This window comes from Leisingera sp. NJS201, from assembly GCF_004535885.1.
Lineage (GTDB): Bacteria > Pseudomonadota > Alphaproteobacteria > Rhodobacterales > Rhodobacteraceae > Leisingera.
This window is the reverse complement of record NZ_CP038234.1, coordinates 3,632,389-3,657,762: the sequence shown is the minus strand read 5'-3', so window position 1 is coordinate 3,657,762 and position 25,374 is coordinate 3,632,389. Positions and strand designations below refer to the sequence as shown.

Genomic DNA, 25,374 nt, shown 5'->3' with positions numbered 1-25,374 from the left:
CGGCACGTTTAAGCGGGGCTGTTTGCCCCCGGGGCCGAAGGAGTGGGCGCGCATGCGCGATACCAGCATTACGCAACGCCAGCAGGACGGCGATGTTGTTCTAGGGGAAGACTGGGTCACCCCGGAACAATCCGTCACGCGTGAAATGCAGGTCAAGCGCGCGCGCCGGGGGCTTTTGTCGCTCAAGGGTTCGCCGCTGACCCGGAAGATCATCACTTTCAACCTGATCGCATTGATCATTCTGGTCACCGGGATCCTGTACCTGAATTCCTCGCGTCAAAGCCTGGTGCAGCAGCGGGCGGGCACTCTGGTATCCGAAGCCATGCTGGCGGCGGATGTCTTTGAGGCCGAAATGCCGGCCGCAGGCGCGGTCAGCTTCGTTGCAGGTGACGGCATCCAGGTCGAGGACACCCTGGCGCGGCTCAGCCTGCGCGGCGGCGTCGAAGCCTTTGTGTTCGACACCACCGGCAATCTGATTTCCAGCATCAAGGGCGTGGACCGCAGCGATGCCCTGAATGTGCTGAATGACAGCGGCCGAAGCCGCACGCTGATCAGCGACGGGCTGTCGGCCATTTGGGGCATTGCGGATGGCGGCGATGCGGCAGCTGAAGATGCCGCCGCTTTGGGGCCGTCCTTAGAGAAACGGCTGGGCGGTTTGGTTGACCGGGCGATGAGCGGCGGCACCGGCATTGAAACTGTGGTGGACACCACCGGCAGCCGGGTGATTTCCGCGGCCACGCCGATCATGCATAACGGCAGGGCAGTCGGCGTTATCGCGCTGACGTCCCCCACCGGCGAGGTGGACGCTTTGGTGCGCGGCGAGCAGGAGCGCGTGCTGCAGATGTTTGTCGTTGCCTTGCTGGTCTCGGTCGGGTTGAGTTTGGTGCTGGCCTCGACCATCGCCAACCCGCTTGCCGATCTTGCCGAGGCTGCCGAACTTGGCCGCGAGCGCGGCAGCCGCAAGTCAAACCCGGGACGGATCCGGATTCCGGACCTGTCTGCCCGGCCGGATGAGATCGGCCGCCTCAGCCGGGCTCTGCGCGGGATGGTCAAGGCGTTGTACTCCCGGATCGACAGCAACGAACAGTTTGCAGCCGACGTGGCGCATGAAATCAAAAACCCCCTGGCCAGCCTGCAGTCGGCGGTCGGCACATTGCGCATGGTTCACCGTGATGACCAGCGCGAGAAGCTGATGGATGTGATTGAACACGATGTTCGCCGCCTGGACCGGCTGGTCAGCGACATTTCCAACGCGTCGCGGCTGGATGCCGAGCTGGTCAAGGAGGAAGAAGAAGACTTCGATCTGCTGGCCATGCTGGGCAATCTCAACCAGTACTTGGGGGAAGACGCCCGCACCAAGGGGATCGATTACATCACCGACCTTCCGGCTCAGCCCATTCAGTTGCAGGGCCTTGAAGCACGATTGGCGCAGGTCTTTGTCAATCTGATCACCAATGCGATCTCGTTCTGCGAAGAGGGTGACGCCATTCGCGTTTGGGCCCGGCGCCGTGCCAACCGGGTGCTGATTGTGGTTGAGGATACCGGTCCGGGCATCCCGGACCAGGCGTTGTCGAAGATTTTCAAACGCTTCTATTCGCAGCGCCCGGTGGAGCATTTCGGCAATAACTCAGGACTCGGTCTGGCGATCTCGAAGCAGATTGTCGAGGCGCACGGCGGCGTGATCTGGGCCGAAAACATCCGTCCGACAGAAGCCGACGTCACCTCCGAGCCCTTGGGTGCGCGGTTTGTAGTTGGTCTTCCGGTGTAACCATGCCTGATACCGAAAGCCTTATTCTGCATGCCTCCTGCGTCGCGCTGGAGGGGCGGGGGCTTTTGATCACGGGAAATTCCGGGCAAGGCAAATCCGCGTTGGCACTGCAGTTGATGGCTTTTGGCGCGCAGCTGGTGGCGGACGACCGGGTGCTGCTGCAGCTTTTGGACGGGCAGGTTGTGGCCAGCGCGCCAGAGCCGATCCGCGGACTGATCGAGGCGCGGTTTATGGGGCTGCTGCACGCGCAGATCCGCAGCCCTGTGCCGGTTGCTGCACTGGTGGACCTGGATGAGGCCGAAACTGAACGCTTGCCGATGCGGCACAGCACGCAGTTGCTGGGGCAGGAGGTGCTTCGGGTCAAGCGCGTGGACGGTGCGCATTTTGCTCCGGCGCTGATGCAGTATCTCAGATGCGGAGCTTTGGACCCCGATGCCTGAGGCAGAGCAAAAGGCGGTCCCGGCGGTGCTGGTCACCGGCCCTTCCGGGGCGGGCAGGACCACGGCGATCAACGTGCTTGAAGATCTTGGCTTTGAGGCGATCGACAACCTGCCGCTGCGGCTGCTGCCGGGGCTGATTGATGCAGCTGCGGCTCCGCGGCCGATGGCATTGGGGCTGGACAGCCGCAACCGGGATTTCTCGCCGCGGGCGCTGCTGGATGTGATCGACATGCTGTCCGGCCGCCGCGAGGTAGAGCTGACGGTGCTCTACCTTGATTCGAAAGCTGACGTTTTGCTGCGGCGCTATTCCGAGACCCGCCGCCGCCATCCGCTGGCACCCGCGGAATCTCCGGGCGAAGGCGTGCGCCGAGAGCTGGATCTGATGGCGCCGATCCGTGACCGTGCTGATATCCTGCTGGAAACTTCGGATATGAATGTGCACCAGTTGAAGGCAGAGATCGAACGCTGGTTTGCGCCTGAAGGCCGCGCGCTGGCGCTGTCGGTGCAAAGCTTCTCTTACAAACGCGGGATGCCGCACGGAATTGACATGGTGTTTGATTGCCGTTTTCTGGCCAACCCTTATTGGCAGCCCGGATTGCGGCAGTTCAACGGCATTGATCAGGCTGTGCAGGACTTTGTGCGGGCCGACGGCAGGTTCACCCCTTTCTTTTCCCGGGTGCTGGACCTCACCCGTCTGCTGCTGCCGGCTTACCGGGAAGAGGGGAAGTCGCATTTTTCAATCGCCTTCGGCTGCACCGGCGGGCAGCACAGATCGGTAACGATGGCGGAAACCCTGGCCAAGGCCCTTGCGGAAGACGGCCTGCAAGTGTCAATTAGACACCGCGAGCTGCAAGGCCAGCAAAAGAAGTGAGAGGCCGGGTTGATCGGGATTGTGATCGTAGCGCATGGCGAGCTGGCAAGGGAATACCTTGCCGCTGTGGAACACGTTGTGGGCCCGCAGCCCTGCCTGATGGCCATCGGCATCGGACCCGAGGACGACAGGGACAGCAAGCAGGACGAAATATGCTCGGCTGCGAATGAAGTGGACACCGGCGACGGGGTCGTTGTGGTCACCGACCTGTTCGGCGGCTCGCCTTCCAACCTCAGCCTGAAGGCATGCGCCCCGGCGGATCGCCGTATTCTGTACGGGGCCAATTTGCCGATGTTGATCAAACTGGCGAAATCCCGCCACTTGCCGGTTGCCGATGCAGTCCGGCAGGCAATGGAGGCCGGGCGCAAGTATATCAACGCGCAAAACGTTAACCCTGACGGGGAGCAAGCACACTAAATGGCTCTGAAGACGCTGGAAATCATCAATGAAAAGGGGCTGCACGCCCGCGCCTCGGCCAAGCTGGTAGAGGTTGTAGAAGGGTTTGACGCCACGGCAGAAGTTATCAAGGACGGCCTGTCTGCCTCTGGTGACAGCATAATGGGTCTTTTGATGTTGGCAGCCTCGAAAGGAACGACTATTGACGTCGAGACTTCGGGGCCCGATGCTGATGCGCTGGCGCATGCGCTGGAGGCCCTGGTGGCCGGCAAGTTCGGCGAGGGCTACTAGGCCCGCGCCGGCAGCGGAACGGGAAAAACACTTTGGCGGATACCGCACACGACAGGAATACCGGCGTCGCGCCGGAAACCGCTGATCAGACGGGCGAGGTCTATGACCGCCGCACGCTGACCTATGCCAATTCCTTTGACGACCGCTGGACCTCGCTGGCGATCAAGACCATCGAATGGCTCACCGGAAAACTGACCATCCTGCGTATGGTCAGCAAGTTCGAAAAACAGAATGCAGAATACCGCGGTCAGAAGTTCTGGCGCGGGGCCCTCAATATCATGGGCATTGAACTGCAGACACCGGAACAGCAGATCAACAACATTCCCAAGGACGGGCCTGTGGTGATCGTCGCCAACCATCCGCATGGGATGGTCGATGGCATGATTTTTGCCGACCTCATCGGCCGCCGCCGCCTGGATTACCGGATCCTGACCCGCTCGGTGCTGACAGGGCTGGACGAGGCCGCAACTTCCTTCATGATCCCGGTGCCCTTCCCGCATGACCCCGAAGCGCAGCGCAAGATGGTCGACATGCGGGCAAAAACCATGACTTTCCTCAAGGATGGCGGCGCAGTGGCGTTGTTCCCGTCCGGCGTGGTGATGTCCTCCGACAGCTGGTTCGGCCCCGCGGTTGAACGTGAATGGAATGTCTTCACTGCCCAGCTGATCCGCCGTTCTGGTGCCCGGGTGGTGCCGATCTACTTCCCCGGCCACAATTCCCGCTGGTATCAGATCGCCTGCCGGATTTCCCCGATCCTGCGCCAGGGGCTGCTGTTGCGCGAAATCGTGCGCTCCTGCAACAAGCCGCAGGCGCCGGTTGTGGGTGAACCGCTGACGGACGCGCAGATGGAACAGCTGCAAAGCGATCCGCGGGGCTTTATGGCCTGGCTGCGCGAACATACCCTGAGCCTCGGCAAAAAAGGCTAAGCCTGCCTTATCACCACCGGGCCGGAAACAGAAAAGCGCCCCGCGGGGCGCCTTTTTTGTTCCCTCTACCGTGTCGGCACCGGCGTTTCTCCGCGATAGTCATAGAAGCCGCGCTGGGTCTTGCGGCCCAGCCAGCCGGCCTCGACATATTTGGTCAGCAGCGGGCAGGGGCGGTATTTGGTGTCTGCCAGCCCGTCATGCAGCACGTTCATGATGGCCAGGCAGGTGTCCAGACCAATAAAGTCCGCCAGCTCCAGCGGACCCATCGGGTGGTTGGCGCCAAGTTTCATCGATTCGTCGATCGATTTGACCGAACCAACGCCCTCATACAGGGTATAGACCGCCTCGTTGATCATCGGCATCAGGATCCGGTTGACGATAAAGGCCGGGAAGTCCTCGGCGCTGGCAGAGGTCTTGCCCAATCGTGCCACGACTTCCTGGCAGGCCGTGAATGTCGGCTCATCCGTGGCAATTCCGCGGATCAGCTCGACCAGCTGCATGACCGGCACCGGGTTCATGAAGTGAAAGCCCATAAAGCGTTCCGGCCGGTCGGTGCGGCTGGCCAGCCGGGTGATCGAGATTGACGAGGTGTTGGAGGTCAGGATCGTGTGCGGCAGCAAATGCGGCAGCAGGTCATCAAAGATCGCTTGTTTGACAGTTTCCCGTTCGGTGGCCGCTTCGATGACCAGATCGGTTGCGCCGACATCTGCAAGCTTCAGTGAGGGCGTAACGCGGGCCAATGCAGCCTTTACGTCTGCCTCCGAGATTTTTCCCTTGCTTGCCTGGCGTTCCATGTTCTTGAGAATAAGGCTCAGGGCGCTGTCCAGCGCAGGCTGGCTGACATCATTCAGCACGACCTCGTACCCGGCAAGCGCCAGAACATGGGCAATGCCATTGCCCATCTGCCCGGCGCCGATCACTCCAACCTTCTGAATTTCCATGCCTCAGGCTCCCGAAATATCTGCGGCAACCTTACTGGCGGGCGAAGGGCAGGCACAAGGGCGGCTGGGGCTGATTTGAGGCAAATTCTCACTTTAGGGAATTTGCAATGCTTGCGCGGCAAGGTGAGTCTCGGGTGAAAAATTGGTGGTGAAATGAGCTATGAACTCAAAAGCGCGGGGGCGCTTTCGGGGAACCATGCAGATACGGGCAATCCAGACTGTTGGTCCGGGGCCCGCAGCGGTCCCTGGAAGATCCCTATGTTGCCTTTCTTGGTGGAACCGAAGTTTACGGGCGATTCGTTGAATTTCCCTTTGTCGACTCCCTGCAAACCCAGCTTGGACTGGATTGCATCAATCTGGGCAGTGTGAATGCCGGGCTGGACAGTTTTGTGCAGGATGATTCCCTGATCGGTATCGCCAGACAGGCGGATGTATCAGTGGTGCAGATGCTGGGGGCGCAGAACATCTCAAACCCCTACTACCGGGTGCATCCGCGCCGCAACGACCGGTTCCTGCAGGCCCATGCGGCCCTAAAGACGCTTTATCCCGAAGTGGATTTTACGGAGTTTCATTTCAACAAGCATCTGCTGTGCACCCTGCGTGAAATCTCCAGCCAGCGGTTTGAGCAGGTGCAGGAACAGCTGCAACGCAGCTGGATAGAGCGGATGAGCGTTTTGATCGAGGCACTTGATGGCCGTGTTCTGCTGCTATGGCTCCGTTATGAATTGGATGCCGAAGCCGGATTTCCAGAAGAGCCGGTCCTGGTAGACCGTTCCATGGCCGATGCCTTGCGCCCCAAGGTTCAGGGGGTGCTGGAGTTCAGAGCCTCTTCGGCGGCAATGGCACAGGATATCGCCGGCATGATCTTTGGCCAGATGGAATTACCCGCCGCCCGCCACATGATTGGCCCGAAGGAACATCTGCGGATCGCCGATGCGCTGGCTGACCGCCTGTTGCCGCTTGTTCGTAAATAGGAACAGCGCCAGTGGCGGAAGCAAAAAAGGCCCGCCGGATGGCGGGCCTTTCCTGATTGATCAGCTGTCGAACAGGGCTTAGCCCAGTTTTGCGGTCAGGGCCGGGACGGCTTCGAACAGGTCGGCAACCAGGCCGAAATCAGCAACCTGGAAGATCGGTGCTTCTTCGTCCTTGTTGATCGCCACGATGACCTTGGAGTCCTTCATGCCGGCCAGGTGCTGGATCGCACCCGAGATGCCGATGGCGACATACAGGTCCGGTGCAACAACCTTGCCGGTCTGACCGACCTGCCAGTCGTTCGGGGCGTAGCCCGAATCAACCGCGGCGCGCGATGCGCCAACTGCGGCGCCCAGCTTGTCGGCCAGGGTTTCGATCAGTTTGAAGTCATCCTCGGAGCCAACGCCGCGGCCGCCGGAAACAACGATACCGGCCGAGGTCAGCTCGGGACGGTCGCTTGCGGCAACCTTGTCTTCAACCCACTCGGACAAGCCCGGGTTTGCTGCAGCCGAGATGCTCTCAACCGAAGCCGAGCCGCCGTCACCGGCTGCATCAAAGGATGCGGTGCGGATCGAGACGACTTTTTTGGCGTCTTTCGACTTCACGGTCTGGATCGCGTTGCCGGCATAGATCGGGCGCTCGAAGGTGTCGCCGTCGACAATGCCGGACACGTCCGAGATCACCATCACGTCCAGCAGCGCGGCAACGCGCGGCAGAACGTTCTTGGCGTCGGTGGTGGCGGGGGCCACGATGTGCTCGAAGTCAGAGGCCAGGCCTGCGATCAGCGCCGCGGTCGGCTCTGCCAGGCGGTGGCCCAGCGATGCGTCCTCGGCAACCAGAACCTTGGCAACGCCTGCGATCTTGGCAGCTTCTTCGCCGGCCGCAGCAGCAGAGGCGCCAGCGGCCAGAACGGTCACGTCGCCCAGCGATGCGGCAGCGGCCACGGCTTTTGCGGTTGCGTCCAGCGCCAGCGCGCCGTCGGTCACTTCAGCAAGGAGAAGAACAGCCATTACACAGCCCCCGCTTCTTTGAGTTTCTCAACCAGCTCGTCGACGGAACCGACGATGATGCCTGCGGCGCGGGCCTCCGGCTCTTCGGTCTTGACGATTTCCAGGCGCGGGGTGACGTCGACGCCGTAGTCGGCGGCGGTCTTTTCGGCCAGCGGCTTTTTCTTCGCTTTCATGATGTTCGGCAGCGACGCATAGCGCGGCTCGTTCAGGCGCAGGTCCACGGTGATGATGGCGGGCATCTTCACGGAAATAGTCTGCAGGCCGCCGTCGACCTCCCGGGTCACCTTGGCGTTGTCGCCTTCAATGTCCAGTTCAGAGGCAAAGGTGCCCTGGGACCAGCCCAGCAGCGCCGACAGCATCTGGCCGGTTGCGTTCATGTCGTTGTCGATTGCCTGCTTGCCGCAAAGCACGACGCCCGGCTGCTCTTCCTCGACCACTTTGGTCAGGATTTTCGCAACGGCCAGCGGCTCGATGTCGGTGTGCACGTCGTCGGCTGCAACCACCAGGATGGCGCGGTCCGCACCCATCGCCAGCGCGGTGCGCAGGGTTTCCTGGGCCTGCTTCACGCCGATCGAAACCGCAATCACCTCGTCGGCCTTGCCGGCTTCTTTCAGGCGGATCGCCTCTTCGACGGCAATTTCGTCGAAGGGGTTCATCGACATCTTCACGTTGGCGAGATCGACACCGCTGCCGTCCGCTTTGACGCGGACCTTCACGTTGTAGTCAATCACGCGCTTGACAGGCACAAGTACCTTCATTTTGCGTTCTCTCCTTAACAAACGGCAAGCCACCTTTGGGCGACTCCCCTCCATGCTCTCGCTGCGTTGATACCGGCTGGTGTGCGTCTGCAACAGGGCAAAATCGTCACGTTAGCGCACGCCGACGTCGCGTTTGCTCATTTGGAACATCATTTTTGCAAGAATGTTTCCGGAGGGAAATCAGCCTGCCGGATTGGCGCTGCCGCGGGCGCGAAAATGACGCGTTGCCCGCGGGATCGGCCGAAAACCGGCGTGAAATCGCGAATCAAGCCGGTAGCTGGGGAATTAGCGGTTGGCGCCGGGAACCCACAAAACGTCGTCCTTGCCGCCGTTGTTCGCCATGCGGGCGGCGACAAAGAACCAGTCGGACAGCCGGTTCAGGTATTTCACTGCTGCCGGGTTCACCTCTTCAGCGGTGCTTAGATCTGTAGTCAGCCGTTCGGCGCGGCGCGCGACGGTGCGGCAGACGTGCAGATGCGCGGCCAGTTTCGACCCCCCGGCAGGATGAAGCTGCGCAGCGCTTCCAGTTCCTTGTTCATCACGTCGATTTCAGCTTCCAGCCGCTCGACCTGTGCGACGGCAACCCGCAGCGGCGGGTATTCCGCATCTGCGTCTTTTGCCATTTCCGGCCGGCACAGGTCAGCGCCCAGGTCGAACAGGTCGTTCTGGATCCGCGCCAGCGCTGCATCCATGTCGCCGTCTGCTTCCAGCCGTGCGACGCCGACAAAAGAATTCAGCTCATCCGAGGTGCCATAGGCATTGACCCGCGCCGAATGCTTGGCAACGCGATCACCGTTGCCCAGAGCGGTCTCACCCTTGTCGCCGGTGCGGGTGTAAATCTTGTTCAAAACGACCATTGCCGGTTATCCTCCCTTGCTGCGCAGGTAGACGTAGGCCAGCAGCACCGCCACTGCAATGAACTGAAACAGGATACGCAGCCGCATCATCTTGTTTGCGTTCTTGCGGTTGAACTCGCCGCCCTTGCCAAAGCCGCCGATGCCGACGACCAGTGCCACAACCACGGCGGCAACGGCTGCCAGTCCCAGATAATACAGCGGATCGCTCATCTTGTCCCCCAAAGGCGCATCAATTCTGTTGCCTCCCTCTACCCTGCGTCAGGGCCATTGGCGACTGCGAATCCGCTATCCGAGCTTCACCAGGATGCGGTCAATTGCCCTTGTGCTGAGGATCCGGCGCAGAAATCCGGCGATATGGGTGGGGGTGGTGACGTAATAGCGTTCGCGCGGACGGCGGGATTCGCAGGCGTGCGCCAGCTTGGCTGTCACGGCTGAGGCCGGCAGTTCGAACCGGTCCGGTCCATTGCTTTCATACAGCCGCTTCAGCAGGCGCGATTCGTAAAGCTCCCGCAGCGGCGACGCCTGCCAGTCGATGAAGCGTTCGAAATGCGGGATCGACTTCTCGCGAATCTTCGACGTGACCGGTCCCGGCTCAATAAGCACCATATGGATCCCGGTGCCCCGCAGCTCCACGCGCAGCGTGTCGGTCAGCCCTTCCAACGCGTATTTCGTCGCCACATAAGCGCCGCGCCAGGGAAAGGTGACAAAGCCGAGGATCGAGGAATTCTGTACGATCCGCCCGTGCCCCTGCTTGCGCATCACCGGAATCACCTGCCGGGTCAGCTCGTGCCAGCCAAAGAAATTAGCTTCGAAAATTGTGCGCAGCGCGTCGGTCGGCAGATCCTCCACCGCGCCGGGCAGCCCGTGGGCGCCATTGTTGAACAGCGCATCCAAAGTGCCGCCCGTGGCCGCCAGTACTTCGGCCAGGCCTGTTCCGATGCTGGCGGGGTCGGTGTAATCGATGCGCGGGCTGTCAAACCCCTCGGCGCGCATCCGGTCGCAATCGCGCTGCTGGCGGCAGGAGGCAAACACCCGCCAGCCGCGTTCCCGCATACCGCGCGCCGCATCCAGGCCGATCCCTGAGGAGCAGCCGGTAATCAGAATGGTTTTCTTCATGTGAACGCCTCTTGCCGCGGAATGCTCCGCAGCAGTTATGGGCGTTTCTTGCTTACCAGGGAAGCCGCAATCCAGCCGGTATGGCCTTTGTCCGGGGCACGGAGATGCAGCCAGCCGGTGCCGCTATCCTCAATCACGATGACTTCCTCGCCGCCCAGAAGGCGGGTGATGACCGGATAGGATGTGCCGGGCCCCTGGCGCATATTCACGCGTGAGGCACGGATGCTGCGGCGGTCCAAATATGAAACTTCTGCAGGCTGCGGGATCAGTTCTGCAGCGGGGGCCGCGGTGATGGCTGCCAGGCCGCCGTCAAGCGATGCCAGCTGCAGGCCACCGGGTGCCGGCTCGTCTGAAAAGGCGGTTTGTGTCGTGGCTAGCACACCGGATGCGCTGGCCAGATGCCCTGCTGCCACGCGCTGGCGCAACGCCGGATCCGCTGCCGGGCGGGCCGGTCTCTGAATCTGCGCCCGCTGAGTGAGAACAGGCTGGGCCGCGATTGAGGCCGCGGAGAGTCTTGGCCGTTCGGCCGGCTGGGCCGCGGTATCAGTCTCTGCCACGGCGGCGGGCCGTTTGGGCGGCTCGAAATCCGCGCCTCCGCTCAACTCGTAAAAGCCCCACCCAAGGAAGGCGAAAGATACCATAACAAATCGCGACATAACCCGGTCCCCCCAGACCAACAGACAGCAGCTGCACTTTATTGCTTGAGTTTGGAATCAAACGCGCGGTGCGGCAGCTTGGTTCCCTTTTATCTAGGGCAAGTTAAAGCCGCGGAAACAGGGGAGAGTCGGCCGGCTTCTCCCCCGAACCGCATCCGCTGCCGCCAAAGCTGCGCAGGACTGTGCGAATTTCGCGCTCGCCCGCTTTACCAATTCCGGCGGCGGCAGTATCACCGATTCATGACCGATCTGGTAGAAGACCCCGACATGCCGTCCGCCCCCGAACAAGGCGAAATCCTGGAACCGCTGCGCCGCGCCATTGGCGAGCGCTATCTGACCTATGCGCTGAGCACTATCATGCACCGCGCACTGCCCGATGCGCGTGACGGGCTGAAGCCGGTACACCGGCGCATTCTCTATGCGATGAACCGCCTGCGGCTCAGCTCCACTGGCGGCTTTTTGAAGTCCGCCAAGATTTCCGGCGACACCATGGGCGACTTCCACCCGCATGGCGACGCCGCGATCTATGACGCGATGGCGCGTTTGGCGCAGGATTTCAACGTCCGCTACCCGCTGGTCGACGGCCAGGGCAACTTCGGCAATATCGACGGCGACAACCCGGCGGCCTCGCGCTACACCGAGGCAAGGATGACCTTCGTGGCCGAGGCGATGCTCGAAGGCCTGAACGAAGATTCGGTGGATTTCCGCGACAACTATGACGGCCGCCTGACTGAACCGGCGGTGCTGCCCGCCACATTCCCGAACATCCTGGCCAACGGTGCCGCAGGTATTGCCGTTGGCATGGCGACCAACATCCCGCCGCACAATATTGCCGAGCTGATCGACGCCTGCCTGCATCTGATCAAAACCCCGGATGCCCGTGACGAAACGCTGCTGAACTATGTGCCCGGTCCGGACTTCCCCACCGGCGGCGTCATTGTCGAACCCAAGGAAAGCATCGCCAAGGCCTACAGCACCGGACGCGGCTCCTTCCGCCTGCGCTGCACCCACGAGGTCGAGGACCTGGGCCGCGGCCAGTGGCAGATCGTCGTCACCGAGATCCCCTATCAGGTCCAGAAATCCAAGCTGATCGAAAAAATCGCCGAGCTGATCCAGACCAAGAAGGTGCCGATTCTCGCCGATGTGCGCGACGAATCAGCGGAAGACATCCGCATCATCCTCGAACCCAAGTCCAAAAACGTGGACCCCGAGGTTCTGATGAACATGATGTTCCGCAACTCGGATCTGGAAACCCGTTTCAGCCTGAACATGAATGTGCTGATCGACGGCGTCACCCCCAAGGTCTGCTCGATGAAAGAGGTGCTGCGTGCCTTCCTCGATCATCGCCGCGACGTGCTGCAGCGCCGCTCGCAGCACCGGATGGAGAAAATCGACCACCGGCTGGAGGTCCTGGAAGGATTCATTATCGCCTTCCTGAACCTTGACCGTGTGATCGACATCATCCGCTATGATGACGACCCCAAGGCCGCCCTGATCCGCGAGGACTGGAGCCGCGACCACCCCCGCGCTTTCACCGAGGCGGACTATGTTACCCCGGCTCAGGGCGTGGGCGAGCTGACTGAGGTCCAGGCCGAGGCCATCCTCAACATGCGCCTGCGGTCATTGCGCAAGCTGGAAGAGATCGAGCTGGTCCGCGAGCGCGACGCGCTGCGTGCGGAACGGGCCGGGCTGGTTGAGCTTCTGGGGTCCGAAGAGCTGCAGTGGAGCCGGATCTCAGAACAGCTGAAGGACACCAAAAAGCAGTTTGGCAAAGACTACGCCGGCGGCGCCCGCCGTACCCGCTTTGCCGAGGCGGGCGAGGTCGAGGACGTGCCGCTGGAGGCGATGATCGACCGCGAGCCGATCACTGTTGTCTGCAGCCAGATGGGCTGGATCCGGGCAATGACCGGCCATATCGACCTCAGCCGCGAATTGAAGTTCAAGGACGGCGATGGTCCGCGCTTTGTCTTCCATGCGGAAACCACCGACCGGCTCTTAGTGTTCGGTTCCAATGGCCGTTTTTACACCCTGTCGGCGGCGAATCTCCCCGGCGGCCGCGGCATGGGCGAACCGCTGCGCCTTATGGTCGACCTGCCCAACGAGGTGGAGATTGTCGACCTGCTGATCCACAATCCCGAAGGCCGGCTGCTTGTTGCATCCGATGCGGGCAACGGCTTTATCTGCGCAGAGAAGGAAATCGTCGCGCAGACCCGCAGCGGCAAGCAGGTGCTGAACGTCAAGGATGACGATCACGCCAAGATCTGTATCCCGGTCGAAGGCGATCACGTCGCCATTGTCTCGGAAAACGGCAAGTTCCTGGTCTTCGCGGTCGAGGAAATGCCGGAGCTCACCCGCGGCAAGGGCGTACGCCTGCAGAAATACAACATGGCCCGCGGCAAGCAGGGTTCGCTGGAACTGGACGGCGGTCTCAGCGACATCACGACCTTCAATTGGGATGATGGGCTCAAATGGGAAATGGGCGGTGGCAAGACCCGCCACGAAACAGATCTTGGCCAGTGGCTGGGCAAGCGGGCCGGCGTTGGCAAACGCCCGCCGCATGGCTTCCCGCGCGACTACAAGTTCAAATAAGGCGGCTGAAACCTGCTGCCTGCCTGTGCCCCCGCGCCACCCGCGCGGGGGCAGCTGTTTCCACCTCTTTACCCGCTGTGCCGTGCCCGGCTATCTGGACGGTGTCGAATTTCCTTGGGGGGCTCCATGATCCGCTTTCTTTCCATTCTGGCCACGCTGGCCTTGCTCGCGTCCTGCGGTGAAACCCGGTTGGACGAAGCGCCCGAGGACCTTGGCGCTTTTCAGGCACGGGTAACGCATGTCTACACCGAAAAAGCGCTGCAATGGCCGTTGTCCCGCAATGCGGAACACAGCGAGTGGGATGCGGCGATGAAGAACGCCCTGGAAACCCGCCTGCGCCGCTATCAGGGGGCGCAGGAATATGATGTGGCGGTTACGCTGGAGGGGTTCATGCTGGCACCGCCCGGCGTGCCGGTGCTGTTCTCCCCCAAAAGCGCGGTGGTGGTGAATGTCTTTGTCTATGACGTTGCGGCAAAGAAATTCCTGGCCAAGAAGCACCAGATGGAGATCTTTGAAAGCACCACCGGCGAAAGCGCGTTGCTGGGATCCGGCCATGCCCGCACCAAAGAGCAGCAAATCCAGGGCCTGGCGGTCAATATTGCCGACAAGGTGGAAGAATGGATGGCTAAGCAGCACGAGGACGAGGGATGGTTTGCGCCACGTCCGGCGGCAGGTTCCGGAAGCGGAGCTGCTGCGGATGCCGCCGCGCCTGCGCCAGCCGGCTGAGCCTTGCGATTTCCGCCTCCGTCAAGCAGGAACGGGTTGATTTTTCCGCTCAAACCAAATAATCCGCCCGCGCAGAGGTAACCGGGTCAATGCATGACCCCTGTTTCAAAAGGGCGCCTAAGGAATGGCTAAGGAAAAGTTTGAGCGTACAAAACCGCACGTCAACATCGGCACCATCGGCCACGTTGACCACGGCAAAACCACGCTGACCGCAGCAATCACCAAATACTTCGGTGACTTCAAAGCCTACGACCAGATCGACGGCGCACCGGAAGAAAAAGCCCGCGGCATCACCATCTCGACCGCGCACGTCGAGTATGAGACCGACAACCGCCACTACGCCCACGTCGACTGCCCCGGCCACGCCGACTACGTGAAGAACATGATCACAGGCGCGGCCCAGATGGACGGCGCAATCCTGGTTGTGAACGCAGCTGACGGCCCGATGCCGCAGACCCGCGAGCACATCCTGCTGGGCCGCCAGGTCGGCATCCCGCACATGGTCGTGTTCATGAACAAAGTCGACCAGGTCGACGACGAAGAACTGCTTGAGCTGGTCGAGATGGAAATCCGCGAGCTGCTGTCTTCCTACGACTATCCGGGCGACGATATCCCGATCATCGCGGGTTCGGCTCTGGCCGCAATGGAAGGCAACAAGCCTGAAATCGGCGAAGAGAAGATCAAAGAGCTGATGGCCGCTGTGGACGAGTACATCCCGACCCCGGCGCGTGCTGTTGACCAGCCGTTCCTGATGCCGGTTGAAGATGTGTTCTCGATCTCTGGCCGCGGCACCGTTGTGACCGGCCGGGTTGAGCGCGGCGTGATCAACGTTGGCGATTCGATCGAAATCGTTGGTATCCGCGACACCAAAACCACCACCTGCACCGGTGTTGAAATGTTCCGCAAGCTGCTGGACCGCGGTGAAGCCGGCGACAACATCGGCGCCCTGCTGCGCGGTATCGACCGTGACGGCGTTGAGCGCGGCCAGGTTCTGTGCGCACCGAAATCGGTGAACCCGCACACCAAGTTCGAAGCCGAAGCCTATATCCTCACCAAGGAAGAAGGCGGCCGTCACACGCCGTTCTTTGCGAACTACCGTCCGCAGTTCTACTTCCGCACCACCGACGTGACCGGCACCGTGACCCTTCCCGAGGGCACCGAGATGGTTATGCCCGGCGACAACCTGAAGTTCGACGTTGAGCTGATCGCGCCGATCGCGATGGAAAACGGCCTGCGCTTCGCCATCCGCGAAGGCGGCCGAACCGTCGGCGCCGGCGTCGTTTCGAAAATCACCGAGTAAGACGGCTTTGCCGTCTGGCGGGCGGCAGGTGGTTTTGCGCAGCAAAATCATTGAGAGCCCGCACCTCTGAGATAATAGAAAGGGCCGCTCGAAAGAGCGGCCCTTTTTCGTTTTAACATCCGGAAACCGGCGCGGTTTCCGGGCCGGAAGAAACAATTTTCCGGGCCGCTTCTCTTGCAGGGAACGGTGCTCAGGTGGTCCGGGATTGCGGGCGCTTGCTAATCCGTCCGGCGGCGCTGTCTGCCGCAGCGGTGATTGCCTCCAGCGAGGCTTCCAGACTTAAGCGCAAACTTTCTGCCTCGGCATCGGTCGGCTTTTTCGGAACTTCATCTGTCCACTCCTGGCACATCAGCACACCCCGCGAAAACGGCAGAGGCAGCATCTGGCGGTCCCAGGTCGGCAGCTCGACTACTTTTTTCCCGGCGAACGCGACCGTGAACACCCGGCAGCCGGTCATCCGGGCCCAGACAACAGGGACGGTTGAGGATATGCGCGCCGGGCCGCGCGGCCCGTCGGCGGCAATCCCGATTGAACAGCCGTCCCTGGTGCGGCGCAACACTTCACGCGAAAGCGCCACATGGCGTTTGTGGCTGGACATCGGAATGGTCTCAAACCCAAGCCTGACCAGAATCTGGCCGGCCAGCCGCCCGGCGCGGGCCGAGGAAGTCAGGGCGCAGATGCGGCCCAGCGATGTGTCAAACAGATAAGGCGCCATAATCAGCCGCTGGTGCCACAGCACAAAGATCACCGGTTCGCCACGGCGCACGCAGGCATCCATTTCTTCGAAACCGCTGCGGGTCCAGCGCGAGGTGCGGAAGGCGAATCGCACATAGGCGGCAAGCAGCCCCTCGACGGCGCGGTTGACGCCGGGGCTGTCGGCGATTTTCTTTCTCAGACTCACGGTAGGCGGCTCGTATTTTCGGGCGTCCCGGCGCAGGGGCGCAGTTATCTGCTCTGTCTAACTGCTTGGCTGCGCCATGGCAAAGCCTGCAGCGGCCAAACCGCAGGCCTGTACGCAGAAAGCCCGTTTTTCCTCTTGCCAGCGCAACACGTCTGCCTTAGGAAATGCCGCACCGCAGGGGTATAGCTCAGTTGGTAGAGCGACGGTCTCCAAAACCGTAGGTCTCGGGTTCGAACCCTGATGCCCCTGCCAGTTCACCGGATTGCCACTGAAGCATAAGAATGCACAGATGCCGGTTTTTATGCGCACTGGCTGTTAACATCAAAATGCTCGGCACCTCCATCTTTTAGGAGGAGCCACAGAATTCCTTATACTCGCGCTCAATCGATGCGGCGTGCTAACACGTGAAGTCTTTATTGGGGGCGTTTCTGGATAGCATAGCAGCACGGCGGCTGTTTTGCTTGGTCCTACTTTGGTTTCTCTAAATCGGACCTCCGCACCCAACGCAGCATTCGGTTCTTTGGACACACAGCCGCAGTGCGGCGCCGCGGCGACCAGGCCACCGCCTTGGAAGACCAGAGTAGATCTCGGAGGCTCCCCGGTTTTACGGGAGCTAGTCCGAAGCTGGCGGTCGGTGGCACCGGCTTCACGTAGGTGGCAATCGACAGGATGGGCGAGAAGCGAAAATTCTCTATGATTACAATATTTTTTCCAACGCCAATAAAACGCCAATAACGAGTGGACATTGAAGCTTCCGGACAACTGACCCTTAGTGCGCACGTAGAGCTGGATTATTTATGCACTTATGGTTCTTTGTCTGGTCACTTAAATTGATCCGAACGCTTGGCATGCTGAGATAAAGGCCTGAATAAATACGGTTTCATGCGAATGGCCCTAACATCCCGGATGCGCTTTTACATCGCTGCGACCAAGGCTGTGTAGTTTTCTTGTGCGATGTCTGAGTTTCATTCACGTCTGGCATGCCAGACTTTGCAGGCTTGATCCGACATGTAATCGAAATTCTTCGATCTACCATCGGTTTCATCTATCGTTAGCGCATTTGCCTTCGAATGCGAGATGACTACAGGCCGGGGAATGAGGGTGGTCCCCTGGCTCCGCTCGATCAGGTGTTTCATCTGCTGAACAGGAATATGGCAAGCAAGAAGTAAGCATTCTGATTGCCGAACGGTTGACAGCCGAAGACTTGACTAAAGTCAGCCGGGAGCACAGGCTCATTGCCGCATTTCATCTGACCCTGGGGGCCGCCCACAGATTGTAACCACCAACTTCGACCGACTTCTCGATCAATGCCCCGGCGTTTCCGAGGGCAGAATCTTCGAGCCACCGGCGTTCCCTGATATCGAGCTTTGGACCTGTCGCGGTTTGATGCCGCTCCTTTGATAGCATTTACCGCAACAAAGGAGACTGACTATGGGACTGAAACGGACGGACGAATTTCGGCAGGATGCGGTGCGTATCGCGCTGACCAGTGGGCTTACGCGTAAACAGGTGGCTGACGATTTGGGTGTCGGAATGTCGACGCTGAACAAGTGGATCACGGCACATCGAGATACTGACGTGGTTTCGAAAGAGGATTTGAGTCTCGCCCAAGAGAATGACCGACTTCGACGTGAGAACCGTCTCTTGAAGGAGGAGAGGGAGATCCTAAAAAAGGCCACCCAGTTCTTTGCGGGCCTAAAGCAATGAGATTTAGGTTCGTCGAAGAACACAGGGGCCACTTTCCAGCCAACCGGCTGTGCGATGTTGTCGGAGTCAGCACGCGTGGCTTGAGGGCTTTCCGTCGTCGCCCAGCAAGCCGCAGGCAGCGGTCTGATATGGTGACATTGGCCCATATCAAAGAGCAATCCCGTCTCAGCCTTGGCAGCTATGGTCGCCCGCGCATGACAGAGGAGCTGAAAGAGATCGGTTTGGATGTCGGCCACCGCCGTGTGGGCAGGTTGATGCGCCTGAACGGCATATCTGTTGTGCGCACACGTAAACACAAGGGCACGACAGATAGTGACCACAAGTTCAACATTGCGCCAAACCTGCTGGACCGGGACTTCGCAGCCAGCCAACCCAACCAGAAATGGGCTGGCGACATCAGTTATATCTGGACGCGCGAGGGTTGGCTGTATCTTGCTGTGATCCTTGATCTGCACTCTCGGCGCGTCATTGGCTGGGCCGTGAGAAACCGCATGAAACGTGACCTGGCGATCCGTGCGTTGAACATGGCAACTGCGTTCCGGACACCGCCGAAGGGCTGCATTCACCACACGGACCGTGGATCGCAATATTGTTCTCACGACTATCAGAAGATCCTGCGCCAACACGGGTTCAAGGTATCGATGAGTGGGAAGGGAAATTGCTATGACAACGCCGCTGTTGAGACGTTCTTCAAGACCATCAAGGCTGAGTTGATCTGGCGACGGTCTTGGGAAACACGGCGGCAGACTGAAATGGCGATCTTCGAATACATCAACGGCTTCTACAATCCGCGCCGCCGTCACTCAGCATTGGGCTGGAAAAGCCCTGTCGCGTTTGAACGGAAAGTGGCTTAAACGAGCACTTGGGGCGGCACGAAAGCGGGACAGGTCCACTTGGCATGCCGATCTATGGGGTCACTTACCTACATGGCCGGATCCAATCGCCAGACTATCCACACCACGACTACATACTAAGCAGCGCTGACTTCGGGCGTGCATATCTTGCCGAGGGATGGGCTACCAAATTTGTGAGGGCGTTCTTGGACCAATACACAGTCGTCTTGGTGGGCTACCAGGCTGAGAGCCCACCGGTGAAATACTTGCTGCAAGGGTTGAACCATGACGGGCTGCGTGACACGGCCAACCTGTATGCCTTTGACCGAGGCAGACTGGAAGACATTGAAGTCAAGTGGCGAGATCGTGGTGTCACGCCAATCCCCTAAGCGGACCATAGTCATTTGTGGGAGACGCTGGAGGCTTGGGCCGACCGTGCAGATGATCCACGAACTTGGCTCAACAGGGTCGTCGATGTAGCGAGAAAGGGACCTAGGGCATTGTCCCCTCACGAGCACGGGCAGGTCGCGCATTTGGTGCGCAGTACTCCCGGAGCAAGGTTATTTTCCAGGTCCGAAAACTCTCCTCCTGCCGAGTGGCTGAACGTCTTTGACGCTTCCTGCCGAGCAGCCAAGAAACCCCGAAGCTCCGGTGAATACGCAGCCGCGTTTGATCCACTGGATGTCTATGGCCTGGACGATGACCCCGAAAGGCCTCCAGAGACAGGACGCAGGACTGCCCGTACACATGATCATTTGTTGGAATGGCGACGTGGAGATTCCAATCCACTCTGGGGCATAGCTTGGCTGGCAGGCAGCCCGAAGGATGGGAGGCCGTCCCATCACGCCTGTCTCATCTCTTGGACTGGTCCGCAAAGCACCTAAACGATCCCGTTTTTGCGTGGTGGGCCGTTCGCCAGCACCGGCTGCACCCACAACATGCGAAGGAAATCGAACGTCGGCTGAGAGGCAACGGCGATCTTCACCTCAAGGCGCGAAATACGTGGAGCCTGATCCTTGAGTCCTTGGCTGGCAAACGTGGAGCCGCATGGAACGACGGATGGTTTAACCATCGTCTCCGCGAGCGGCGGATCTAGCGTCTTCAGGTCTTCCCGAAGACACTTGGGGCATCCTCGGACCACGGGGTTGCGGAGAGATCTTGAGACATAGATCTCTCCACTGAAGAGTATGCGCGCATCACCACAAATGCGGCCGGTCCAGGAGGGCATCTCTTCAATTTGGATGTCAGTAAGGTGTCCCCACTTAGCTAAGCACTCCAGCGCATAAGGTTCGTGGTGCAGCATCCGGCGAATTTAAACACTGATGTCGTAGCACAGGTTCTGCGCGGTGATGTCCCTATAAGTTGCTAAACGCCCAACATAGGAGGGCAGCGTTTCGCGCGGCGCGGGTACTCACCTTTCACTGTTATCGACTTCGAAGAGGCCTTCAATCCCAAGGTGATGGTGTCGCTGCTTCATAAAAACCAATAACAGTCAGGACGCCAGTAACTGCTCCGAAAGGCCCGCCTTGTGCGGGCTGCTTACTTTGCCAAGTATGTGCATGCTTTTGGTTTTCGCGTGCATGTTTTTGGGGTGCTCCACCATTCGCGGTCAGTAAGTAATTGATGTTAATAGTAAAATTTTATGCTTTGATTTTCAAATCAAAGAAGCGTGCATTCTCATGCCTTACTGGCGGATCACTAGCAGCACAGTGAAACACTTCCGGGAAAGCCCGCCCGCTTGGGTTGCGGGCGCCAGTGCTATGGTCAGGCCAGCGGCAGATGCTCCGGGGCGGATCCTTGCAAATACCGGTCATAGGCAGCGTCATAGGCCTGTTCGGCCTGCTGTGCCAGGCGTGCCGGGTCCGGCAAAACTGCATACTGTAGGCGGTGTTTCAATGCCTTGCCGGCCTCGGGATCCTGCGCCAGGCCCGCAGCCTTCGCCTCGTAGTCTTCTGTACCGGCGGCGATCAGTTCCGGCAGCCCGGCGGCCTGCAGCAGGCTTGCGACAGTGCGGGCGGCGAATTGCTGTCCCGGCAAGGTGAGCACCGGCAGCCTGGCAGCCAAGGCTGACTGGGCGGCGCTGCGGGAATTCACAGTGAAGGTGTCCAGGAACAGATCTGCCAGCGGCAGGCGGGCCTGGTGTTCCGCCGGCGGGGCAGGCGGTGCAAAGATGAGCCGGTCCGGATCAATGCCGCGCGTTGCTGCAGCCCGGCGCAGGTTGGACACTGCATGCGCGCCATTATCCTGCAGCCACAGAACGCTATCCTTGGCCCCGCTCAGCAGCCGCATCCAGATGTCGAATTCCGACGGGGTGATCCGGCTGCCTGCGGCAAAGTTGCAGAATACAAATCCAGACTCCGGCAGGCCGCAGCCGGCCCGGTCCGGGCTGCCCGCTGCTGCGGCCGGTGCAGGCGTCACAGCCAGATGGCTTGCCGGCAGGCGCAGCAAGTGTTCGTTGTGATACCGTTCGCTGCCGGGCGGGCACACGGTGTGATCGCCGATCAGGTAGTCAAAGGCGGCGGTGCCCATGGTGCCGGGATAGCTCGGCCAGGCAAGGTGCAGCGGTGCCAGCCGGCCGGAAAGCAAGTGGTTCAGGCTGCCGTTTGTATAGCCTGAGACATCCACGGCAATGTCCAGACGGTCTGCCTTGACTGCGACGGCCGCTTCTTGTCCGGCTGTTCCGCCCAATTGCCGGAAGCAGGAGACGGTTTGGCTCAGTTCGGCAGTGGTCGTTGCCGAGAGCCTGGAGCCGGTGGCATAGGCGTGGATTTCAAACCGGGTGCTATCGTGGGCTGCCAGCATTGCCGCGTGCCGGATTGCAATTGCGTCTCCATCACTGCCGGCAAAAAAGTATCCTATCCGCAACCGGGCGGGACGCTGCCGGACGGGTGGCGCCGTTTGCGGCTCTATCACAGGAAATGCGTCGCCGGCATAAGCCTGGGCACGTGCCCGCAGCAGATCCGGGTTGTCTTCCATCAGCATCAGTACGCTTGGATCGCAGCCGCTGCCACGCAAGCCCAGCAGGCGCCGGCAGTCCGCGTATTCTTGGATCCACCGCCAGTCATTGAGCTCTGCCAGAACATGCAGCCGCTGGGTGCGGCTGCGGTCGTCGGATGGCGAAATCTGCAGGATTCTGTCAAAACAAGGCAGAGCATCCGCAAACCGGCCCTCGGCCTTAAGCTGCAGGCCAAGCTGGAAGTGCGCTTCGGTCAGTTGCGGATCCAGGCTGGCGGCACGGGTGTAATGTTCCTTGGCCTCAGCCGCCGCGCCCAGCTGCTGCAGCAGGCCGGCCAATGTGAAATGCAATGAGGCATCTTCGGGGCAAGGGAAACCGCTTGGCGCAGAACGCCGGCGGCCTCGACGCTGCGGCCCTCCAGCGGTAGAGCTTCGGCCATGCTGCGCAGGGCGGGCAGGCATTCGGCATCCAGTTTCAGGGCTTTCTGATACAGCGCCATGGCGTTGTCATGCTGCCCGCGTGCCATATGGACGCGTCCCATCGCGGCATAGGTGCCCGCTTCCTGGGGGTTCAGACCGCAGGCCTTGTTCAGGCAGGTTGCGGCATTGTCCAAATGGCCTGCTGCCAGATGGCAGCGGCCCAGAAAATCCCACAGGAAATGCGAATCGCGGAACGTCTTAAGCAAGGCGCCGCAGCTGTCTGCCGCATCAAAGTGGCGGCCGGCGGCAAGCGCTGTCTCCAGTTCCGCTTTGGTGTCCGGCGAGGGCTCGCGCTGTTCACGCAGGCGACCGCGCAGGGAGTCCAGCGCTTGCAGGGCGCGGGTATTCTTCGGGTTGCGTGCCAGGATGCCGGAATAGGCAAGCACTGCATCCTCAAGTTTGGAATCACGTTCAAGCTGTTCGGCCTGGGATAAGGAATATGCTGGTGTCATGGCATCCAATCTCATCAATAAACGCGGGATATGCCTGCGCGGCGCGCACATGGCGCCGGGGCTGCTTGGGACAGTTTTGCAGCAAGTGGATTAAAATTGGATTGACTGCGCGGCCCAAGCCGCTCTGCCGCCGGAGCAGGGCTTGAATTTACCCGCAGCAGGCGTTAAATCGCGACCACTGCTAGCAGAGAGACACCCCAGTATGGCGACTATCAATCCAGTTCAGTTCATTCAGCAAGTCCGTGCCGAAGTGTCCAAGGTCGTTTGGCCGACCCGGCGCGAGGTTCTGCTGACCACGGTCATGGTGTTTATCATGGCGGCGCTTACGGCGGTGTTCTTTGCACTGGTCGACCTGCTGATCCGCTATGGCCTGCAGGGGCTTTTGGGGATGTTCGGTTAAGCCTGCGGCAGTTTGATGGCTTCCAAGCCCGTGTTGCTGTGCCGCCCTTGATCTTGGCGGCAATGGGCGGTAGGTGACCCGTAACTATTAAGGCGGGCGTGCGGCGATTCGGTTTGCACGCCGCTTTTTGTTGGAGAGCGCAGCTTACGGGCTGCATCGGGATGATAAAGCGGCGGCGCGGCAATGGCCCGCCTGGCAAAACAAGGACGATTGTTCATGGCGAAACGGTGGTATTCGGTCAGCGTTCTTTCGAACTTCGAAAAGAAAATCGCAGAGCAAATCCGCACCTCGGTCGCTGAACAGGGCCTTGAGGACGAGATCGACGAAGTGCTGGTCCCCACCGAAGAGGTGATCGAGATCCGCCGCGGCAAGAAAGTCTCGACCGAGCGCCGGTTCATGCCGGGCTACGTGCTGGTCCACATGGAGATGTCCGACCGCGGTTATCATCTGATCTCCTCGATCAACCGGGTCACCGGCTTCCTGGGTCCGCAGGGCCGCCCGATGCCGATGCGCGACGCCGAGGTGCAGGGTATCCTGGGCCGCGTCGAGGAAGGCGTCGAGGCGCCGCGGACGCTGATCCACTTTGAGATCGGCGAGAAGGTCAAAGTCAACGACGGCCCGTTCGAAGATTTCGACGGCATGGTCGAAGAGGTCGACGAGGACAGCCAGAAGCTGAAGGTCACCGTTTCGATCTTTGGCCGGGAAACCCCGGTCGAACTGGATTTCACTCAGGTCACCAAGCAGATCTGATGTGACGCCGGCCGCTTTGGCCGGCACCCCGAGCGTGGGAGGCGGCGGCACCGCGGTGCCAAGGCCGGACCACACAGCAAAGCAGCCCAACGGACGCGTCCCGAGGGTGTTGGAAAAGGAGAAGGCCAATGGCCAAGAAGCTCGTCGGCACGATGAAGCTGCAAGTAAAAGCCGGTCAGGCAAACCCAAGCCCGCCGGTTGGTCCGGCGCTGGGTCAGCGCGGCATCAACATCATGGAATTCTGCAAGGCGTTCAACGCCAAGACCGCAGACATGGAGCCCGGCGCGCCGTGCCCGACCGTGATCACCTACTATCAGGACAAGTCCTTCACCATGGACATCAAGACGCCGCCCGCGTCTTACTACCTGAAGAAGGCTGCCAAGGTTAAGTCGGGTGCAAAAACCCCGTCGCGCGAAACCGTCGGCACCGTGACCGCGGCCCAGGTGAAAGAAATCGCCGAAGCCAAGATGAAAGATCTGAACGCCAACGATATCGACGCGGCAATGCAGATCATCCTGGGCTCTGCCCGTTCCATGGGCATCGAGGTAAAGTAAGATGGCAAAGCTCGGTAAACGTACCCGCGCCGCGCGCGAAGCTCTCGTCGGCAAAGATAACCTGTCGGTCGAAGAAGCTGTTTCCCTGATCAAGGCGAACGCCACTGCGAAGTTTGACGAAACCGTCGAAATCGCCATGAGCCTGGGTGTTGACACCCGCCACGCAGACCAGATGGTCCGCGGTGTTGTCGGCCTGCCGAACGGCACCGGCAAAGCCATGCGCGTTGCAGTGTTCGCCCGCGGCCCCAAGGCAGAAGAAGCCACTGCGGCCGGTGCTGACATCGTCGGCGCGGAAGACCTGATGGAAGCCATCCAGGGCGGCAGCATCGACTTTGACCGTTGCATCGCAACCCCGGACATGATGCCCGTCGTTGGCCGTCTGGGTAAGATCCTTGGCCCGCGCAACCTGATGCCGAACCCCAAAGTCGGCACCGTGACCATGGACGTCAAGGCAGCTGTTGAAGCGGCCAAGGGCGGTGAAGTCCAGTTCAAGGCGGAAAAAGGCGGCGTTGTGCACGCAGGTGTCGGCAAAGCCTCGTTTGACGAAGCCAAGCTGGTCGAAAACATCCGCGCCTTCATTTCGGCTGTGGCCAAGGCCCGTCCGTCGGGCGCCAAAGGCGCTTACATGAAAAAGATCAACCTGACCTCGACCATGGGTCCGGGCGTCACAGTTGACGTGGACAACGCTGTCACCGAGTAATCGGGACAGCATTGCCAGATCATGG

At 60.5% G+C, this 25,374-nt stretch carries 25 protein-coding genes, 1 tRNA gene and 1 pseudogene; 17 read left to right on the top strand and 10 right to left on the bottom strand.

All coding sequences use genetic code 11. The annotated features are described in order from the left end of the window. The first annotated feature begins 52 nt into the window (after nucleotides 1-52). Genes ETW23_RS18020 through ETW23_RS17995 form a run of 6 tightly spaced genes read left to right on the top strand, consistent with a single transcriptional unit; the run spans nucleotide 53 to nucleotide 4,692 of the window. Complete coding sequence (locus tag ETW23_RS18020; protein ID WP_134830812.1) at nucleotides 53-1,768, top strand: sensor histidine kinase; 1,716 nt, start codon at nucleotides 53-55, stop codon at nucleotides 1,766-1,768. 2 nt (nucleotides 1,769-1,770) lie between these two features. Continuing rightward, complete coding sequence (locus tag ETW23_RS18015) at nucleotides 1,771-2,208, top strand: HPr kinase/phosphorylase (protein ID WP_134830811.1); 438 nt, start codon at nucleotides 1,771-1,773, stop codon at nucleotides 2,206-2,208. After that, entirely contained in the window at nucleotides 2,201-3,079 is an 879-nt protein-coding gene (rapZ, locus tag ETW23_RS18010; protein WP_134830810.1) for an RNase adapter RapZ, read from the top strand. Before ETW23_RS18015 ends, rapZ begins: the two co-directional genes overlap by 8 nt. 9 nt (nucleotides 3,080-3,088) lie before the next feature. Then, nucleotides 3,089-3,496: a PTS sugar transporter subunit IIA gene (locus ETW23_RS18005; protein ID WP_129369345.1), complete on the top strand. Its 408-nt coding sequence runs from the start codon at nucleotides 3,089-3,091 to the stop codon at nucleotides 3,494-3,496. Continuing rightward, on the top strand, nucleotides 3,497-3,766 hold the full coding sequence (locus ETW23_RS18000) for an HPr family phosphocarrier protein (protein WP_129369346.1): 270 nt from the start codon (nucleotides 3,497-3,499) through the stop codon (nucleotides 3,764-3,766). Nucleotides 3,767-3,798: 32 nt separating this feature from the next. Then, nucleotides 3,799-4,692, top strand: coding sequence for a lysophospholipid acyltransferase family protein (locus ETW23_RS17995; RefSeq protein ID WP_134830809.1), 894 nt, complete (start codon nucleotides 3,799-3,801; stop codon nucleotides 4,690-4,692). A gap of 65 nt (nucleotides 4,693-4,757) precedes the next feature. Here the strand turns inward: ETW23_RS17995 and ETW23_RS17990 are convergent, their stop codons facing one another. Beyond that, on the bottom strand, nucleotides 4,758-5,633 hold the full coding sequence (locus ETW23_RS17990; protein WP_129369348.1) for a 3-hydroxybutyryl-CoA dehydrogenase: 876 nt from the start codon (nucleotides 5,631-5,633) through the stop codon (nucleotides 4,758-4,760). Nucleotides 5,634-5,854: 221 nt separating this feature from the next. On the opposite strand from ETW23_RS17990, the gene ETW23_RS17985 reads away from it, so the two are divergent. Further along, a complete protein-coding gene (locus ETW23_RS17985) occupies nucleotides 5,855-6,607 on the top strand; it encodes a DUF6473 family protein (RefSeq protein WP_254695077.1) in 753 nt (250 codons plus the stop codon). 78 nt (nucleotides 6,608-6,685) lie between these two features. Here ETW23_RS17985 and ETW23_RS17980 read toward each other — a convergent pair whose 3' ends face one another. The 6 genes and pseudogenes from ETW23_RS17980 to ETW23_RS17955 all read right to left on the bottom strand — a co-directional run bounded on the left by ETW23_RS17980 (nucleotide 6,686) and on the right by ETW23_RS17955 (nucleotide 11,002). Continuing rightward, nucleotides 6,686-7,615 (bottom strand): electron transfer flavoprotein subunit alpha/FixB family protein, encoded by a 930-nt coding sequence (locus ETW23_RS17980; protein WP_129369350.1) that lies wholly within the window; start codon nucleotides 7,613-7,615, stop codon nucleotides 6,686-6,688. Continuing rightward, complete coding sequence (locus ETW23_RS17975; protein WP_134830808.1) at nucleotides 7,615-8,373, bottom strand: electron transfer flavoprotein subunit beta/FixA family protein; 759 nt, start codon at nucleotides 8,371-8,373, stop codon at nucleotides 7,615-7,617. Before ETW23_RS17975 ends, ETW23_RS17980 begins: the two co-directional genes overlap by 1 nt. A 285-nt stretch (nucleotides 8,374-8,658) precedes the next feature. Continuing rightward, nucleotides 8,659-9,230 (bottom strand): annotated as a pseudogene (locus ETW23_RS17970) (cob(I)yrinic acid a,c-diamide adenosyltransferase). Nucleotides 9,231-9,236: 6 nt separating this feature from the next. After that, a complete protein-coding gene (locus ETW23_RS17965) occupies nucleotides 9,237-9,440 on the bottom strand; it encodes a twin transmembrane helix small protein (RefSeq protein WP_129369353.1) in 204 nt (67 codons plus the stop codon). Between the two features lie 75 nt (nucleotides 9,441-9,515). Next, on the bottom strand, nucleotides 9,516-10,346 hold the full coding sequence (locus tag ETW23_RS17960; RefSeq protein WP_134830807.1) for an SDR family NAD(P)-dependent oxidoreductase: 831 nt from the start codon (nucleotides 10,344-10,346) through the stop codon (nucleotides 9,516-9,518). A gap of 35 nt (nucleotides 10,347-10,381) precedes the next feature. Next, a complete protein-coding gene (locus ETW23_RS17955) occupies nucleotides 10,382-11,002 on the bottom strand; it encodes an SH3 domain-containing protein (RefSeq protein WP_134830806.1) in 621 nt (206 codons plus the stop codon). A 240-nt stretch (nucleotides 11,003-11,242) separates the two neighbouring features. Between ETW23_RS17955 and ETW23_RS17950 the strand changes: the two genes are divergently transcribed. The 3 genes from ETW23_RS17950 to tuf all read left to right on the top strand — a co-directional run bounded on the left by ETW23_RS17950 (nucleotide 11,243) and on the right by tuf (nucleotide 15,617). After that, on the top strand, nucleotides 11,243-13,591 hold the full coding sequence (locus ETW23_RS17950) for a DNA topoisomerase IV subunit A (protein WP_129369356.1): 2,349 nt from the start codon (nucleotides 11,243-11,245) through the stop codon (nucleotides 13,589-13,591). A gap of 126 nt (nucleotides 13,592-13,717) precedes the next feature. Continuing rightward, entirely contained in the window at nucleotides 13,718-14,317 is a 600-nt protein-coding gene (locus tag ETW23_RS17945; protein ID WP_129369357.1) for a hypothetical protein, read from the top strand. Between the two features lie 124 nt (nucleotides 14,318-14,441). Then, on the top strand, nucleotides 14,442-15,617 hold the full coding sequence (gene tuf, locus ETW23_RS17940) for an elongation factor Tu (protein WP_134830805.1): 1,176 nt from the start codon (nucleotides 14,442-14,444) through the stop codon (nucleotides 15,615-15,617). Between the two features lie 190 nt (nucleotides 15,618-15,807). On the opposite strand, the gene ETW23_RS17935 is transcribed toward tuf, so the two are convergent. Next, on the bottom strand, nucleotides 15,808-16,518 hold the full coding sequence (locus tag ETW23_RS17935; RefSeq protein ID WP_134830804.1) for a lysophospholipid acyltransferase family protein: 711 nt from the start codon (nucleotides 16,516-16,518) through the stop codon (nucleotides 15,808-15,810). Nucleotides 16,519-16,694: 176 nt separating this feature from the next. Between ETW23_RS17935 and ETW23_RS17930 the strand changes: the two genes are divergently transcribed. From ETW23_RS17930 to ETW23_RS26860, 3 genes are all read left to right on the top strand, one after another. Next, nucleotides 16,695-16,770: transfer RNA gene (locus ETW23_RS17930), tRNA-Trp, on the top strand. A gap of 1,179 nt (nucleotides 16,771-17,949) precedes the next feature. Continuing rightward, nucleotides 17,950-19,079, top strand: a protein-coding gene (locus tag ETW23_RS17925) for an IS3 family transposase (RefSeq protein WP_134830046.1) whose coding sequence is annotated in 2 segments (ribosomal slippage) — nucleotides 17,950-18,193 and nucleotides 18,193-19,079 — 1,131 coding nt in all. Because the reading frame shifts where the segments join, the coding sequence is not laid out codon by codon here. Between the two features lie 44 nt (nucleotides 19,080-19,123). Further along, on the top strand, nucleotides 19,124-19,447 hold the full coding sequence (locus tag ETW23_RS26860) for an SIR2 family protein (RefSeq protein WP_134830803.1): 324 nt from the start codon (nucleotides 19,124-19,126) through the stop codon (nucleotides 19,445-19,447). A 1,375-nt stretch (nucleotides 19,448-20,822) separates the two neighbouring features. Here the strand turns inward: ETW23_RS26860 and ETW23_RS17915 are convergent. Further along, entirely contained in the window at nucleotides 20,823-22,364 is a 1,542-nt protein-coding gene (locus ETW23_RS17915; RefSeq protein ID WP_254695076.1) for a UDP-N-acetylglucosamine-peptide N-acetylglucosaminyltransferase, read from the bottom strand. Then, the gene (locus ETW23_RS26210) at nucleotides 22,268-22,945 is read right to left on the bottom strand and encodes a tetratricopeptide repeat protein (protein ID WP_254695075.1); all 678 of its coding nucleotides are present in this window, start codon (nucleotides 22,943-22,945) and stop codon (nucleotides 22,268-22,270) included. The genes ETW23_RS17915 and ETW23_RS26210 overlap by 97 nt, the downstream gene beginning before the upstream one ends. 202 nt (nucleotides 22,946-23,147) lie before the next feature. On the opposite strand from ETW23_RS26210, the gene secE reads away from it, so the two are divergent. The 4 genes from secE (at nucleotide 23,148) to rplA (ending at nucleotide 25,349) form a co-directional block, all read left to right on the top strand. Continuing rightward, nucleotides 23,148-23,345, top strand: a complete 198-nt coding sequence (gene secE, locus ETW23_RS17910; RefSeq protein ID WP_027257327.1) for a preprotein translocase subunit SecE — start codon at nucleotides 23,148-23,150, stop codon at nucleotides 23,343-23,345. 216 nt (nucleotides 23,346-23,561) lie between these two features. Continuing rightward, a complete protein-coding gene (gene nusG, locus ETW23_RS17905) occupies nucleotides 23,562-24,095 on the top strand; it encodes a transcription termination/antitermination protein NusG (protein ID WP_129372236.1) in 534 nt (177 codons plus the stop codon). A 128-nt stretch (nucleotides 24,096-24,223) separates the two neighbouring features. Next, the gene (gene rplK / locus ETW23_RS17900) at nucleotides 24,224-24,649 is read left to right on the top strand and encodes a 50S ribosomal protein L11 (protein ID WP_129372235.1); all 426 of its coding nucleotides are present in this window, start codon (nucleotides 24,224-24,226) and stop codon (nucleotides 24,647-24,649) included. Nucleotide 24,650: 1 nt separating this feature from the next. Next, a complete protein-coding gene (gene rplA, locus ETW23_RS17895; RefSeq protein WP_134830802.1) occupies nucleotides 24,651-25,349 on the top strand; it encodes a 50S ribosomal protein L1 in 699 nt (232 codons plus the stop codon). The last annotated feature ends 25 nt before the right edge of the window (nucleotides 25,350-25,374 follow it).